General features: G+C 66.6%; 14 protein-coding genes. 2 read left to right on the top strand and 12 right to left on the bottom strand.

What is annotated here, in order from left to right:
- The first annotated feature begins 69 nt into the window (after positions 1-69).
- Together ACN9MV_RS01685 and ACN9MV_RS01680 are read left to right on the top strand one after the other, a co-directional pair.
- Positions 70-1,308: a flavin-dependent oxidoreductase gene (locus ACN9MV_RS01685; protein ID WP_426391114.1), complete on the top strand. Its 1,239-nt coding sequence runs from the start codon at positions 70-72 to the stop codon at positions 1,306-1,308.
- A gap of 31 nt (positions 1,309-1,339) precedes the next feature.
- The gene (locus ACN9MV_RS01680) at positions 1,340-2,314 is read left to right on the top strand and encodes a tripartite tricarboxylate transporter substrate binding protein (protein ID WP_426391113.1); all 975 of its coding nucleotides are present in this window, start codon (positions 1,340-1,342) and stop codon (positions 2,312-2,314) included.
- Positions 2,315-2,331: 17 nt separating this feature from the next.
- Here ACN9MV_RS01680 and ACN9MV_RS01675 read toward each other — a convergent pair whose 3' ends face one another.
- From ACN9MV_RS01675 to ACN9MV_RS01620, 12 genes are all read right to left on the bottom strand, one after another.
- Positions 2,332-3,075, bottom strand: a complete 744-nt coding sequence (locus tag ACN9MV_RS01675) for a GntR family transcriptional regulator (RefSeq protein WP_176928762.1) — start codon at positions 3,073-3,075, stop codon at positions 2,332-2,334.
- Positions 3,076-3,104: 29 nt separating this feature from the next.
- A complete protein-coding gene (locus tag ACN9MV_RS01670) occupies positions 3,105-3,782 on the bottom strand; it encodes a cysteine hydrolase family protein (RefSeq protein WP_426391112.1) in 678 nt (225 codons plus the stop codon).
- A gap of 26 nt (positions 3,783-3,808) precedes the next feature.
- Entirely contained in the window at positions 3,809-5,395 is a 1,587-nt protein-coding gene (locus ACN9MV_RS01665) for an ABC transporter ATP-binding protein (RefSeq protein ID WP_426391111.1), read from the bottom strand.
- A gap of 169 nt (positions 5,396-5,564) precedes the next feature.
- Complete coding sequence (locus tag ACN9MV_RS01660; RefSeq protein ID WP_426391110.1) at positions 5,565-6,275, bottom strand: cysteine hydrolase family protein; 711 nt, start codon at positions 6,273-6,275, stop codon at positions 5,565-5,567.
- Positions 6,272-7,273: a formamidase gene (locus ACN9MV_RS01655; RefSeq protein ID WP_426391109.1), complete on the bottom strand. Its 1,002-nt coding sequence runs from the start codon at positions 7,271-7,273 to the stop codon at positions 6,272-6,274. Before ACN9MV_RS01655 ends, ACN9MV_RS01660 begins: the two co-directional genes overlap by 4 nt.
- A gap of 5 nt (positions 7,274-7,278) precedes the next feature.
- Positions 7,279-8,202, bottom strand: coding sequence for an ABC transporter permease (locus ACN9MV_RS01650; protein ID WP_093053407.1), 924 nt, complete (start codon positions 8,200-8,202; stop codon positions 7,279-7,281).
- Positions 8,199-9,260, bottom strand: a complete 1,062-nt coding sequence (locus tag ACN9MV_RS01645; RefSeq protein WP_426391108.1) for an ABC transporter permease — start codon at positions 9,258-9,260, stop codon at positions 8,199-8,201. Before ACN9MV_RS01645 ends, ACN9MV_RS01650 begins: the two co-directional genes overlap by 4 nt.
- Before the next feature lie 23 nt (positions 9,261-9,283).
- Positions 9,284-10,408 carry a BMP family ABC transporter substrate-binding protein gene (locus ACN9MV_RS01640; protein ID WP_093076738.1) on the bottom strand — a complete coding sequence of 375 codons (1,125 nt, stop codon included), beginning with the start codon at positions 10,406-10,408 and terminating at the stop codon, positions 9,284-9,286.
- Between the two features lie 51 nt (positions 10,409-10,459).
- Positions 10,460-10,840, bottom strand: a complete 381-nt coding sequence (gene hpxZ / locus ACN9MV_RS01635) for an oxalurate catabolism protein HpxZ (protein ID WP_093053398.1) — start codon at positions 10,838-10,840, stop codon at positions 10,460-10,462.
- On the bottom strand, positions 10,837-11,670 hold the full coding sequence (locus ACN9MV_RS01630; RefSeq protein ID WP_426391107.1) for an ABC transporter ATP-binding protein: 834 nt from the start codon (positions 11,668-11,670) through the stop codon (positions 10,837-10,839). The genes hpxZ and ACN9MV_RS01630 overlap by 4 nt, the downstream gene beginning before the upstream one ends.
- A complete protein-coding gene (locus tag ACN9MV_RS01625; RefSeq protein WP_093076735.1) occupies positions 11,667-12,494 on the bottom strand; it encodes an ABC transporter permease in 828 nt (275 codons plus the stop codon). Before ACN9MV_RS01625 ends, ACN9MV_RS01630 begins: the two co-directional genes overlap by 4 nt.
- A 5-nt stretch (positions 12,495-12,499) precedes the next feature.
- Positions 12,500-13,501 carry an ABC transporter substrate-binding protein gene (locus ACN9MV_RS01620; protein ID WP_426391106.1) on the bottom strand — a complete coding sequence of 334 codons (1,002 nt, stop codon included), beginning with the start codon at positions 13,499-13,501 and terminating at the stop codon, positions 12,500-12,502.
- Positions 13,502-13,509: the final 8 nt, after the last annotated feature.

The raw sequence follows: 13,509 nt of genomic DNA, 5'->3' as shown, positions 1-13,509 counted from the left end.
TTTCCCAAATGACCAGCTTGCGTTCCTAATGCGGCCCGAGACAAAACCGAACGCAACGACCGACCATTCATGAGCAACGAAGTCATCATCCTGGGCGCCGGCATCGGCGGCCTGACCCTGGCGCTGAGCCTGCACCAGGCCGGCATTCCCTGCCGCGTATACGAGGCCGTGCCCGAGCTGAAGCCGCTGGGCGTGGGCATCAACCTGCTGCCGCATGCCGTGCGCGAGCTCACCGAACTCGGGCTGCTGGACGCCCTCGACAAGGTGGGCGTGCGCACGCAGGAGGCCGTGTTCTTCACCGAGCACGGCCAGTTGATCTTCCGCGAGGCCGCCGGCCAACACGCGGGCTACGACTGGCCCCAGTTCTCCATTCACCGCGGCGACCTGCAGACGGTGCTGTACGAAGAGACGCTGAAGCGCCTCGGCCCCGACAGCGTGGTGTGCAACCGCCGCTGCACGGGCGTGACACAGGACGCCGGGGGCGTCACCGCGCACCTTGCCGATGCGCCTTCGGTGCGCGGCGCAATCGCGGTCGGCTGCGACGGCATCCACTCGGCGCTGCGCAAGCAGCTGTACCCGGATGAAGGCGCACCGCGCTATTCGGGCGTGAACATGTGGCGCGGCACCGCGCGCTGGAAGCCCTTTCTCTCGGGCGGCAGCATGGTGCGCGCGGGCTGGCTCGCGGTCGGCAAGATGGTGATCTACCCGATCCGCAACGACATCGACGCCGAGGGCAATCAGCTCGTGAACTGGGTCGCCGAGATCCACGCGCCACAGCCCGCCCTGCGCGACTGGAGCCGCGCGGGCCGGCTCGAAGACTTCCTGCCTGCGTTTGCCGACTGGCACTTCGACTGGCTCGACGTGCCCGCGCTGATCCTCGCGTCGGACACCATCCTCGAGTACCCGATGGTCGACCAGGACCCGCTGCCGCGCTGGACGCACGGCCGCCTCACGCTGCTGGGCGACGCGGCGCATCCCATGGTGCCGCGCGGCTCCAATGGCGCCGGGCAGGCGATCATCGATGCGCGCTTCCTGGCCGGTGCGCTGAAGGACCTGGGCGTAGGCACCGCCGCGCTGGAGGACTACGACCGCGTGCGCGTGAAGGCCACCACGAACGTGGTGCTGACCAACCGCAGCAACCCGCCCGACGCGATCCTGCGCGAAGTGTTCGAGCGCTCGGGCGGCAAGCGCTTCCGGAACATCGAGGACGTCGTGCCCGTCGCCGAGCTGCAGGCCATCTCGGACAACTACAAGCGCGTGGCCGGCTACGACCCGGTGGCGCTGAAGGCGCGCGCCTCCTACCTTTGAGCATCACTGAAAAGAACACGGAGACACGACCATGCGTTCGCTGATCGAGAAAACCAAGAAGACCCTCGCCGCCCTGCTTCTCGCGACGGGCGCCACCGCTGCCTGTGCCTGGCCTGACCAACCGATCACGCTGGTGGTGCCCTACACGCCCGGCACCGGCATCGACCTGGTGGCACGCCAGCTCTCGGCCCGCCTGCCTGCCCTGCTGGGCCAGCCGGTGATCGTGGAGAACGTGGCCGGCGCCAGCGGCAACATCGGCAGCGAGCGCGTGGCTCGCGCCAAGCCCGACGGCTACACGCTGATGGTGCAGGTCAACACGCTGGTGATGAACCGCAGCCTGTATCGCTCGCTGAGCTACGACCCGGTGGCCGACTTCGCGCCGGTGTCGCTCACCTCGTGGGGCACGCTGCTCCTGGTGACGAACCCGAACGTGCAGAAGGCGACGACGGTGTCGCAGATGGTGAGCGCTGCCAAGGCGGCCCCCGGCAAGCTGACGTATGCAACGCCGGGCGTCGGCACGCCGCACCACCTGTCGATGGCGCTGTTCATGCAGGGCACGGGCACCGAGATGCTGCATGTGCCGTACAAGGGCACGGCCGGCGCGGTGACCGACCTGCTGGGCGGGCGCATCGACTACATGTTCCTGCCGGTGCACGTGGCGCTGCAGCACATCCAGGTGGGCAAGCTCAAGGCCATTGCCACCGGCAGCGGCAAGCGCCTGCCACAGCTGCCCGACGTTCCCACGCTGTCCGAGGCCGGCGTGACCGCCGACAACGTGGACATGTGGTACGGCGTGCTCGCGCCGAAGGGCACGCCGCCTGACGTGGTGGCGCGGCTCAACAAGGAGATCGCGGCGGTGCTGAAGCAGCCCGAGGTGGCGAAGTCGTTCGAGTCGCAGGGCATGGTGCCGGCAAGCTCGACGCCGGCCGAATTCGGCATGCTGATGAAGAAGGATGCGGACCGCTGGGCCGCAGTCGTCAAGCGCGGCAACATCACCGCTGACTGAGGCAGCAGCAGGCTCGTTCAGCGCGGCGCCGAGGCCTTCCCCGCGTGCCGCGCCAGATGCACCTGGTGCAGCGTGATCTTGCGCACCTCGGCCTGGCTGGTCTCGATGTGCGCGCGCAGCAGCATCGCGGCCTGGTCGCCGCGATTGGCTCGCACGGCCTTCAGGATCTTCGCGTGCTCGTCGTAGGTGGCATCGATGCGCGGCTGCTTGGTGAAGTCGAGCCGGCGGATGATGCGGATGCGATCGGTCACGTCGCCGTGCACGCGTGCCATCTCGGCGTTGCCGGCTGCCGCCACGAGCGAGCAATGAAAGGCTTCGTCCCACTGCGCCACCTGCGCCATGTCGCTGCTGCGCTGCGCCGCAGGCACCAGCCAGATGCCGGCCAGCGTGTCGAGCAGGCCGCGATCGATGTGGCGGTCGGTCTCGCACAGCCGGTGCACGGCGGTGGTCTCCAGCACCATGCGCAGGTCGTAGAGCTGCTCGAACTGGTCGAAGTCGAAGGGCAGCACGCGCCAGCCGCTGCGGAACAGCACTTCGACGAAGCCTTCCTGCTGCAGCCGGAACAGCGCCTGCCGCACCGGCGTGCGCGACACGCCGAGCCGGTCGCTGATCTCGCTCTCGGTGAAGCGGTCGCCGGGCACGAGGATGAAGTCGGCCACGTCGCGCTTGAGCTGCGCGTAGACCTCGTCGGCCCGCGTGCGGAAAACGGCCGTATCGGTGGCAGTAACGGGAGATTCGGGGCGGGTTCGAACGGTAGACACGTGTGGAATGGTAGTCGCTGGCGTCGGCATCAAGAAGAAGGGCTGCTGTTCAGCGCCTCGAGCAGCGCGGCGCTCGGCGCGGTCCAGCCGACGATGGCACCCTGTGCACGGACCATGTCGAGCGTCGCCGCCTTGAATGCCGGGAAATAGCTTTCGGTGCAGTCCTCGAGCAGCAGGCTGTCGTAGCCGCGGTCGTTGGCTTCGCGCATGCTGGTCTGCACGCAGACCTCGGTCGTGACGCCGCCGAACAGCAGGTGGGTGATGCCGCGCTGCTGCAGCAGTTCGTGCAGGCCGGTAGCATAGAACGCGCCTTTGCCGGGCTTGTCGATGACAATCTCGCCGTCGATGGGGGTGAGCGCTTCGATGATCTGGTTGCCAGGCTCGCCAGCCACGAGGATGCGGCCCATGGGGCCTTCGTCGCCAATGCGCAGCGTGGGATTGCCGCGGTTTCGCTTGGCCGGTGGGCAGTCGGAGAGGTCGGCGGCGTGCGCTTCCCTTGTGTGCACTACGAGGCCGCCGGCTTGTCTCCACGCCCGCAGTGCTTCTTTGGTTGCGGGGACGATGGCTTCGAGCAGCGAGACATCGTTGCCCAGCGTTTCGCCGAAGCCACCGGGCTCGATGAAGTCGCGCTGCATGTCGATGAGGACCAGCGCGGTCTTTGCTACGTCGAACTCGTAGGGGAATGGGTTGGCTTGTTCTATGCGCATGCTTTTGCTCGCTGGTTCCGATGCGTTCATGCCGCAGCCTTCAACGGCTCGTGATGCCCACCGCCCATGTGCGCTCCGATCACGTGTCTTTCCGCACCAGCCGCCGAAGTCTCGAAAACGATCTGCCCTTCGCTCATCACGACGATGCGGTCCGCCAGTTCGAGCAGTTCGTCGAGGTCTTCGCTGATCAGCAGCACCGCCCCGCCCTTCTCGCGTACCTGCACGATGCGTGAGTGGATTTCGGCGACGGCCGCGAAGTCCAAGCCGAACACCGGGTTCGCGGCGATCAGCACGTTGATGTCGCCGGCCAGCTCCCGGGCCAGCACCGCGCGCTGTACGTTGCCGCCGGAGAGGCTGCGGATCGGCGCACCTTCGCCCTGCGTCTTCACGCCGTACTCCGCGATCCATTCGCGCGCCCTGCTGCGCCAATACGGAAAGCTCAGCACACCGCCACGCGACAAAGGCGGTTGATCGAAATCACGCAGCGCCATGTTTTCCGCGACGCTGAGGTCGCCGACACAGGCGTTGCGCAGCGGCTCTTCGGGAAGGCTGCGGACCTTGAGCTTGCGGTTCTCGGCGCGGTGCGCACCATAGGGCTGCCCCATTACCGTGACCTTGCCTGCAAGGCGCGGACGCTGGCCAACGAGCGCCTCTACAAGTTCGCGCTGCCCATTGCCGGAGACGCCAGCCACGCCGAGGATTTCTCCCGCGCGCACGGACAGGCTCAGGTCGTGCAGCGCCAGCGTGCCGCGATCGCCTTGCGCCTTGAGTCCTTCGACCTTCAATGCAACAGGCGCATTGGCAGGCACGGGCTTCCTGGCGACAGGCGTCGATGTCGTTGCCTGCTCGCCACCCATCATGGCCTGCGCCAGTTGCGCCGGGCTGGTGTCAACCACGCGGCAGTGATGCACCGCCTTGCCTCGCCGCAGCACCGTCACGCTGTCGGCATACGCCATCACCTCGCGAAACTTGTGCGTGATGATGAGCACCGTGCACAGCCCGCTGCGCGCGAACTCGCGCACATGACCCAGCACCTCGTCGGCCTCCTGTGGCGTAAGCACCGAGGTGGGCTCGTCCAGGATCAGCAGGCGCGGCTTCAGGTACAGCTGCTTGAGCAGTTCGAGCTTCTGCTTCTCGCCGGCCGCAAGCTCCGAAGGCCGCACGTCCAGGTCGAGGCTGAACGGCGTGGTCGCAAGAAAGTCTTTCAGTTCCGCGCGCTTCGTCTTCCAGTCGATCAGCGCCGGCGTCTTGCCGCCTGCGAGCAACAGGTTCTCCGCCACCGTCATGCCGGGCGCCAGCGTGAAATGCTGGTAGACCATGCCGATGCCCAGCGCGCGCGCCACGATGGGGTTGGCGATGTCCTGCTCGCGCCCGTCGATCAGGATGCTGCCCTCCTCCGCGCGCTGGAAGCCCGCCACGCACTTCACCAGCGTGCTCTTGCCCGCGCCGTTCTCGCCAAGCAGCGCATGCACCGTGCCGGGCTCGACGTGCATCGTCACGCGGTCCATGGCCGTGAAGGCGCCGAAGCGTTTGGTGAGCTCGTAGGTGTCGAGCGCGAGTGCACCAGTGCCTGAGGGAAGGCCGCCGATGGCGTGGGGTGATATGGCGCTCATGTTCGTTTGCCATCCCTTGAGTGCGTGTTAGGGCCGATCAACGACCGCTCTGAACGATCACGCCGATGGGGTGCTTTGCGCAGCGAAGTAAAGGAGGAGGCCGAAGGCCGGGGGACATTCGCGGAGCAAGGTACCCCGTCGGCGTGAGCGCGCCCCGAACAAAACAGCTTCATGCAACCGCCAGCAAAGCCTGCGAGGTGGCATGCGCCCCGAACACGCCGCCCTGCATGGTGATCATCTTCAGCGCAGCAAGATGATTGCCGTAGTCCGTCGCAGCCGTGCAGTCCGACAACAGCAGGCACTCGAACCCCCGGTCGTTCGCGTCGCGCATCGTGGTGTGCACGCAAACATCGGTCGTGATGCCCGCAAGGATGATGTTCTCGATGCCACGCGTACGCAGGATCAGTTCGAGATCCGTCGCATAGAACGACCCCTTTCCCGGCTTGTCGATCACGATCTCGCCCGGCAACGGCGCCAGTTCCGGAATGATTTCCCAGCCCGGCTCGCCGCGCACCAGGATGCGCCCGCACGGCCCGTCGTCGCCGATGCCCACGCCATTCGCACCGATCTGCCGCGACCGCCATCGCTTGTTGGCCGGCAGATCGCCGAGGTCGGGCCGGTGGCCTTCGCGCGTGTGGATGATGTGATAGCCCAGCGGCCGCAGCACCGCCAGCGTACGCGCGATCGGCTTGATCGGCGCCTGCACCAGCGACAGGTCGTAGCCCATCACGTCGACGTACCCGCCCTTGCCGCAGAAGTCGGTCTGCATGTCGATGACGATGAGCGCGGTGTTGTCGGGCCGCAGCGCGCCGTTGTAGGGCCAGGCATAGGGCTCGGCGGCCACGTGGCGTTCGGTGGTGTTGGCGATGGTGGTGGTCATGGTCGTGATCCTGCGTAGTTGCGTTGCGGCGGCGCAAAGCCGCAACTCGTGCCGTCGGTCACCTTCACCTCGGCGCTCCATGGCAGCCTGTAGGTGCCGGCGGCCATGTCGTGCATGTAGGTGTAGGGGCAGTCCTGTGCGCCGCCCTTCACCGCGACATACCCGCGGTGGTAGAGCTGGTAGATGTTGTTCTCCACGCCCCAGCCGGTGCGGGCCTCGCGCACGAGGTCGGGGCGCAGCTCGGCGGTGATGATCTCGTCGATGCGGCCACCGCCCTCGGCCAGCACGGTGCCGTCGAAATTGCAGAACATGCCCTCGCCCATCGAGTCGAAGCTGCCATCGCTGCCGCACAGGCATACGCTCGCGGTGTAGGCGAGGTTGCAGAAAGCGTTGGCCTGGTTGGTGATCTTCCACGCATGGCGGATGGGCGCGGTGTAGCCGGCCGTGCGCAGGATGATGTCCGCGCCCTTGTACGCGGCCTCGCGCGCCATCTCGGGAAACATGCCGTCGTGGCAGATGATGAGCGACAGCTTGCTGCCGTTGGGTCCGTCGCACACCGGAATGCCGAGGTTGCCGGGCTCCCACGGCTCGACCGGCACCCACGGGTGCAGCTTGCGGTAGTAGAGCCTGATCTCGCCGTGGTCGTCGATGATCAGGCCGCTGTTGTAGGGATTGCCGCCGGGGTTGGCTTCCATGATGGAGAAGCAGCCCCAGATGCGATGTTCGACGCAGGCATTCTTGAAGGCCGCGACTTCAGGGCCGTCGAGCGCGCACATGATCTCGGGGTTGGTGTCCATCGAGAGTCCATGCAGCGCGTACTCCGGGAACACCACGAGGTCCATGGTCGACTGGTTGCGGCGGGCCTTGCCCACCAACTCGCAGATGCGCTGCGCCTGCGCGGCGAGGTCGGCCGGCGTCTTCACGCTCGGCAGCTGCAACTGCACCAGACCGACGACGACACCATGCGCCGATTTGTTGAGGCCTCCGAGACCGCTCATGACGTTCAACTCCTTGTCGACGAGAGTTCGCCGGGGCTGCCGACGGCCGCGCTACCCGGCTTGCAGGTGAACACCAGAATCACCAGCGTGAGCACATACGGCACGGTGTTGAAGAGGTGGTAGCCCCAGCCGATGCCGATGGATTGCAGAGCCGGGCCGATGGCGCCCGCGCCGCCGAAGAGCAGCGCCGCACCCACGCAGCGCAGCGGGCTCCAGCGCGCGAAGATCACGAGCGCCACCGCAATCAGGCCCTGGCCGCTGGAGATGCCTTCGTTCCAGCTGCCGGGGTAGAACAGCGTGAGCGACGCACCGCCGAGCCCGGCGATGAAGCCGCCCGCCGTGGTGGCCGCGATGCGCAGGCCCGAAACCGAGTAGCCGAGCGCGCGCGTGGCCTGCGCCGAGTCACCCGCCATGCGCACCAGCAGCCCGGCACGCGTGCGCGCGAAGCCCCACCACAGCAGCACTGCGAGCGCGACGCCGATGGGCACCAGCGCATTGAGCTGCAGCGCCGAGCGCACGACAGTGTTGTCGCTCCAGAAGCCCAGCGGGATCGCGGGAATCTGCGGCGCCTGCGGCTGGATGAGCGGCTTGCCGAGATAGAACGCGAGCCCCGTGCCGAGCAACATCAGAGCAATGCCGGTCGCCACGTCGTTCACGCGGTCGAGCGAGCACAGCAGGCCGTGCAGCAGCGCGAGCGCCGCACCGGCCACCGCGCCGATCAGCACGCCGAGCCATGCGGAGTCGGTGAGGTAGGCACCGCCGAAGGCCGCCATGGCCGACAACACCAGCACGCCTTCGAGCCCGAGGTTGATGCGCCCCGATTTCTCGGTGAGGCATTCGCCCAGGCTCACGAAAAGGAATGGAGCGCCGACGCGCAGCGCGCCGCCGACGATGCCGGCAACCAGCGCGATCCATTGGTCGGCCGTCATGTGTAGCTCCTTGCCTCGGGCAGCATGCGGTCGCCGAACTTCTTCCAGTTGACCGTGCGCAGGCCCTCGCTCGCGAGGATCAGCACGAAAGCGATACCCTGCAGCACCAGCACCGACGCATCGGGCAACCCCAGCCGCCGCTGCAGCAGGCTGCCCGCCGCACCGAAGCCGCCGAACAGGATCGCCACCGGCACGATGGCAACCGGGTTGTGCCGTGCGATGAAGGACACGAGGATGCCCGCGTAGCCGTATCCCGCGATCAACGAGGCGTTGGCATTGGTGTGCACTGCTGCAACCTCGACCGCACCCGCCAGCCCCGCGCACGCGCCGCCGAGTCCGCAGGCAGAAAGAATGAGCCGCGTGGCCGGCAGCCCCACAAGCTGCGCGGTGCGCGGGTTGCCGCCCACCACGCGCACTGAGAAGCCCGAAGCCGTAGCGCGCAGCCACCAGCCGAGCCCCAGGCAGGCCACGATGCCGATCACCAGGCCCCAGTGCACGTCGGAACCACCGATGCCGCCTATCAGCATCCCGTCGTTCAATGCATAGGTCGAGGGCTTGTTCAGGCTCGCCGGGTCGCGCAGCGGCCCTTCGACCAGGTGCTTGAAGATGCCGATGGCGATGTAGGCCAGCAGCAGGCTGCTGATGGTTTCGTTGATGCCGCGAAACTGCCGCAGCCAGCCCGCGAGAACGATCCACACCGCACCAGCGATGGCGCCTGCGACGCACACGATCACTGTGCCGACGGCATTGCCGGGTAGCGGCACCGCATGCGCCAGCGCCGCGCAGGCCAGCCCACCCAACACCAGCGCGCCCTCGCCACCGATGATGATGAGCCCCGCGCGCGCGGGCAGCGCCACGCACAGCGCGGTGAGCATCAGCGGCGCAGCGCGCTGCAGCGTGTTCTGCCACGAGAACCAGTCGCCGAACGCGCCCTTGAACAGCGTGGCCCAGACCTCCACCGGATCGACGCCCGCGAAGGCCACCAGCAGGCCGAACACCAGCAGTGCCGCCGCAATGGCGAACACCGGCAGTGCGAATTCCTTGAGCGCGTGGCGCATGGCGATGCTTGTTGCTGCGCGGCTCAGACCTGGCCGACGACGCCTTCGACGAGGTAGTTCATCTTCTCGAGTTCCAGGTCGGTCTGCTTGAGCACCTTGCCGGCCGGCACCACGACCGCACCCTTGTTGTCCTTGATGCCGTCCTTGAAGATGTCGAAAGTGCCCGCGATCATCTTCGCCTTGATGTCGTCGGCCTGCTTCTTGGCGGCGTCCGGCACCATGGGGCCGTAGGCCGACATCTTCACGTAGCCTTCCTTCAAACCGCCGCGCAGGAAGTTGGGATGCGGCTTGCCGGTTTGCGCGGCTTCGATGGCGGTCTTGTAGGCGGTGAGCCAGTTCCACTCGGCGCCTGTCAGGTACGCATTGGGTGCCAGCTTGGCCTGGCTCGCGTGGTAGCCGCAGACCATCTTGCCGCGCTTGGCCGCCGTCTCGACCACCACCTTGGGGCCGTCGACGTGCATGGTGAATACATCGCAGCCCTGGTCGGCCAGGCTGTTGGTGGCTTCGGCTTCTTTCACCGCCATCGACCAGTCGCCCGTGAAGATCACGCTGCAGGTGATGTTCGGCTTGACCGAGCGCGCGCCGAGCGTGAAGGCGTTGATGTTGCGCAGCACCTGCGGAATGGGCTTGGCGGCGACGAAGGCGATCTTGTTGCTCTTCGTCATGTGCGCGGCAATCACGCCGTTCAGGAACTGGCACTCGTCGATGTAGCCGAAGAAGCTGCCGACGTTCTTCGGGTGCTTGCCTTCGGTCCAGAGGCCGCCGCAGTGCGAGAAGCGCACGTCGGGGTTCTTGGGCGCGACCGCGAGGATGTGCGGATCGAAGTAGCCGAACGAAGTGGGAAACAGCAGCTTGGCGCCGTCCTGCGAAATCATGCCGGCCATGGTCTTCTGCACGGCGGCGGTCTCGGGTACGTTCTCTTCCTCGACCACCTTGATGCCGGGCAGCTTCTTGATCTCGGCGGCGGCCATGGCGTGCGCCTGGTTGTAGCCGTAGTCGTCGCGTGCGCCGACGTAGATCACGCCCACGGTGAGCGGCTTGGGCTTGGCCTGTGCGCTGGCAAGGGCGCTCCAGCTTCCGAGGCTGCCTGCCGCGCCAAGTGCGGCCAGGGTCTTGAGGGAATCGCGGCGATTGAATTGGCTGGTCATGACGTACTCCGGTCTTGGATTTGAGGTGGGTGCAAAGAATGTGCCCGCGGGTCAGCCGAGCAGGCTCACGTGGGCGGCGACTACGCGCCAGCCATCGGCCGTGCGCAACCAGGTCTGGCTCTGGCGGCCGGTCTGGCGGCTGCCTTCGCGGCGGAACTCGACGTTGGCGGTCGCGAAGTCGCGGCCGTAGGTGGTGATGACGGTGCGCAGCAGTTCGCGCGGCGGGCTCTGCTGGGGCAGCGATGCGCGGAATGCGCTGATGTCGGCGTGGCCGTAGTGGTTCTCGGAGAAGCCGTAGCGCAGTGTGTGCGGGCTGTTCCAGAAGAGCTCGTCGAGCACCGCGCGGTCGTTGCCGACCAGCGCCGCCTCGTAGCGCGCGAACACTGCGCTCACTTCAGCGAGCACATCGGGGATGTTGATCTCGGCTGTCACCGGCGAACCTCCCGCTGGAAGATGTCGAGGCTGAGCTTCTTCATGGCGACGAAGCTCTCGGTGCTCAGCGTCTCGACGGTGCGCGGGCGTGCGTCGCTGTAGCGCAGTATCTCGGCGACCTTGGTGGGCCGCTTGGTCAGCAGCAGCACTTCGTCGGCGAGGTACACCGCCTCTTCGAGGTCGTGCGACACCAGCAGCATGGTGGTGCCGGTCTGCATGAACACCTCCTGCAGCTTCTCGCGGATGAACAGCGTCATCTCGAAGTCGAGCGCCGAGAAGGGCTCGTCGAGAAACAGCACCTCGGGGTTTGGCGCGAGCGCACGCATGATCGACGCGGTCTGCTGCTGGCCGCCCGAGAGTTCGTACGGAAAGCGCTTCAGGTCGAACTTCACGTCGAAGGACGCCACCAGCTCTTCCATGCGCTGGTCGACCTCGGCCTTGCTGCGCCCTTCGAGCTTCAGCGGATAGGCGATGTTGTCGATGGTGCGCATCCACGGGAACATCGCCTCGCGATAGTTCTGGAACACGTAGCCGATCTTGGTGTCCTTGCGCTGCTTGCCGTCGAACAGGATCTCGCCCGAATCGATGGGAATGAGCCCCGCGATCATGTTGATGAGCGTGGACTTGCCGCAGCCGTTCGGCCCGAACACCGAGACGATGGCGTGCTTGGGAATGTCGAGGTCGAAGTTCTCGTACAGCGGCCAGCCCGCGAAATACTTGGTGAGACCGCGGATGGTGATGTGCGTGCCTGCCGGGCCGGGCTTGAAGGCCGGCTTGGGCACGTCGGCGTACACCGGGCCGTTGAGGACGATGTCTTGCGTGACTTTCATCTTCCGCTCCAGTGCACGATGCGGCGTTCGGCGATGAGGAAGAGGATGTTCAGCGCATAGCCCAGCGCACCGGCCGCAAGAATCGCCGCGTACATGCTCTTCACGTTGAGCACCTGCTGCGCATCGATGATGCGGTGGCCGAGCCCCGTGTCGGAGCCGATGAACATCTCGGCCACGATGACGATCACCAGCGCCATCGACACCGCAGAGCGCAGGCCGACGAAGCTGGGCTGCAGGCTTTCCCAGATCAGCACGTCCTTGAAGACCTGCCAGCGCGAGGCGCCCATGACGCGCGCCGCCATCACGCGTTGCTTGCGTGCGTTGATGACGCCGTAGGCGCTGTTGAACACCACGATGAGCAGCGCGCCGAAGGCCGCGATGGCCACCTTGTTGACGTCGCTCACGCCGAAGATCAGCAGGAACAGCGGAATGAGCGCGGACGACGGCGTGGAGCGGAAGAAGTCGATCAGGAACTCCACGCTGCGGTACGCCTTCTCGTTGCTGCCGAGCAGCACGCCCAGCGGCACGCCGATGGCCGCCGCGATGACGAAGGCCTGCACGGTGCGCCACACGGTCATGGCAAAGTCGGTGAGCAGCGGGCCACCGGCCAGGCCGGTGATGAGCGCGGCGATGGTGTCGGCGGGCGTGGGCAGCAATATCGGCTTGATGAAGCCGAGCCGCACCACCAAGTCCCACACGATGAACAACACCACCGGGCCTATGAAGGGCAGCATGCGGTCTCGCAGCGGCGGCTTGGGCGCGGCAGTGGCCGTGCTGGCCGGCGGGGTCCACGGCGCGGCCGTGGTCGAGCTTGCGTCGGCCATGGTCGTCAGGCCTTGTAGAGCAAGGTGTCCACCACGACCTTCTTCTCGAAGATGCCTTTGTCGGTGAATAGGTCGTAGAACTTCTGGAAGTACGCGACGTCGCTGGGCTTGAACTCGTTGTAGAGCATGTACGACGCGAGCGGCACTTCCGCCGTGAGCTTGCCTTCGATGGCGGTGTAGCCCTTCATGAACTGGCGTGCCTCGTCGGGCTTGGTGCGCACCAGCTCCACGCCGCGCGCGTAGGCGACGATGTACTTCTTCGCAACCTCGGGGTTCTTCTTGATGAACTCGGTGGTAAGGCTGGCTGCCCCGCCGTGCCAGGGCGCCATCGGGTCGCCGAGGATGTACTTGGCGACCACGCCGGCCTCGATGACGCGCGTGGTGCCGTTCATGCGGCCGACGGTGCCGGTGGGCTCCAGCGTGTAGCAGGCGTCGACCTGGCCCGCGACCAGTGCGGCCACGTGCTGGCCGATGGGCAGTTCGCTCACGGTCGCGCCTTTGGCGCCCGCGCGCTCCAGCATGGTCTTGCACAGCGTGACGTTCTGGATGCCGGGGCCCGAGGCAACCTTCTTGCCGGCCAGTTCGGCCATGGTCTTGATGGGGCTGTCCTTGGCGACGATGAATTCGTCGAGCACGTATTTGGCGTTGCTCGGGTTGGTGCAGAAGATCTTGAAGAGGCCCGGCTGTGCGATCTCGCCGATGGCGAGGTTGGCCGAACCTGTGCCGTTGGCGCTGCCGTCGCAGCGGCCGGCGAGCATGCCTTCCATTACCTGCTGCGCGCCGGCGAACTTGAGCGGTTCGACGTCGAGGCCGGCTTCCTTGAAGTAGCCCTTGTCGACCGCTGCGAAGAACGGCAGACCGGCGGCCACGGGCCAGAAACCGATGCGCAGCTTGGCGGCGCCCTGCGCACGCACGACGGCGGGCGCGGCCAACACGGCCAGGCCCGCGGCGCCGGCCTGCAGCAGCTGTCGGCGACGCGATGCGGGAGGTTTGTCTTGGGTGCTCATCGGAACTC

Source organism: Variovorax sp. R-27 (genome assembly GCF_049913215.1).
Taxonomy (GTDB): Bacteria; Pseudomonadota; Gammaproteobacteria; order Burkholderiales; family Burkholderiaceae_C; genus Variovorax.
This window is presented reverse-complemented; position numbering and strand designations above follow the sequence as displayed.

Bases quoted from the DNA above. Each gene is read 5' to 3' on its own strand.
- ACN9MV_RS01660 (WP_426391110.1), bottom strand. From the start codon at position 6,275: ATGACCACCACCATCGCCAACACCACCGAACGCCACGTGGCCGCCGAG.
- ACN9MV_RS01680 (WP_426391113.1), top strand. From the start codon at position 1,340: ATGCGTTCGCTGATCGAGAAAACCAAGAAGACCCTCGCCGCCCTGCTT.
- ACN9MV_RS01645 (WP_426391108.1), bottom strand. From the start codon at position 9,260: ATGCGCCACGCGCTCAAGGAATTCGCACTGCCGGTGTTCGCCATTGCG.
- ACN9MV_RS01655 (WP_426391109.1), bottom strand. From the start codon at position 7,273: ATGAGCGGTCTCGGAGGCCTCAACAAATCGGCGCATGGTGTCGTCGTC.
- ACN9MV_RS01665 (WP_426391111.1), bottom strand. From the start codon at position 5,395: ATGAGCGCCATATCACCCCACGCCATCGGCGGCCTTCCCTCAGGCACT.
- ACN9MV_RS01650 (WP_093053407.1), bottom strand. From the start codon at position 8,202: ATGACGGCCGACCAATGGATCGCGCTGGTTGCCGGCATCGTCGGCGGC.
- ACN9MV_RS01685 (WP_426391114.1), top strand. From the start codon at position 70: ATGAGCAACGAAGTCATCATCCTGGGCGCCGGCATCGGCGGCCTGACC.
- ACN9MV_RS01620 (WP_426391106.1), bottom strand. From the start codon at position 13,501: ATGAGCACCCAAGACAAACCTCCCGCATCGCGTCGCCGACAGCTGCTG.
- ACN9MV_RS01625 (WP_093076735.1), bottom strand. From the start codon at position 12,494: ATGGCCGACGCAAGCTCGACCACGGCCGCGCCGTGGACCCCGCCGGCC.
- ACN9MV_RS01670 (WP_426391112.1), bottom strand. From the start codon at position 3,782: ATGCGCATAGAACAAGCCAACCCATTCCCCTACGAGTTCGACGTAGCA.
- ACN9MV_RS01630 (WP_426391107.1), bottom strand. From the start codon at position 11,670: ATGAAAGTCACGCAAGACATCGTCCTCAACGGCCCGGTGTACGCCGAC.
- ACN9MV_RS01640 (WP_093076738.1), bottom strand. From the start codon at position 10,408: ATGACCAGCCAATTCAATCGCCGCGATTCCCTCAAGACCCTGGCCGCA.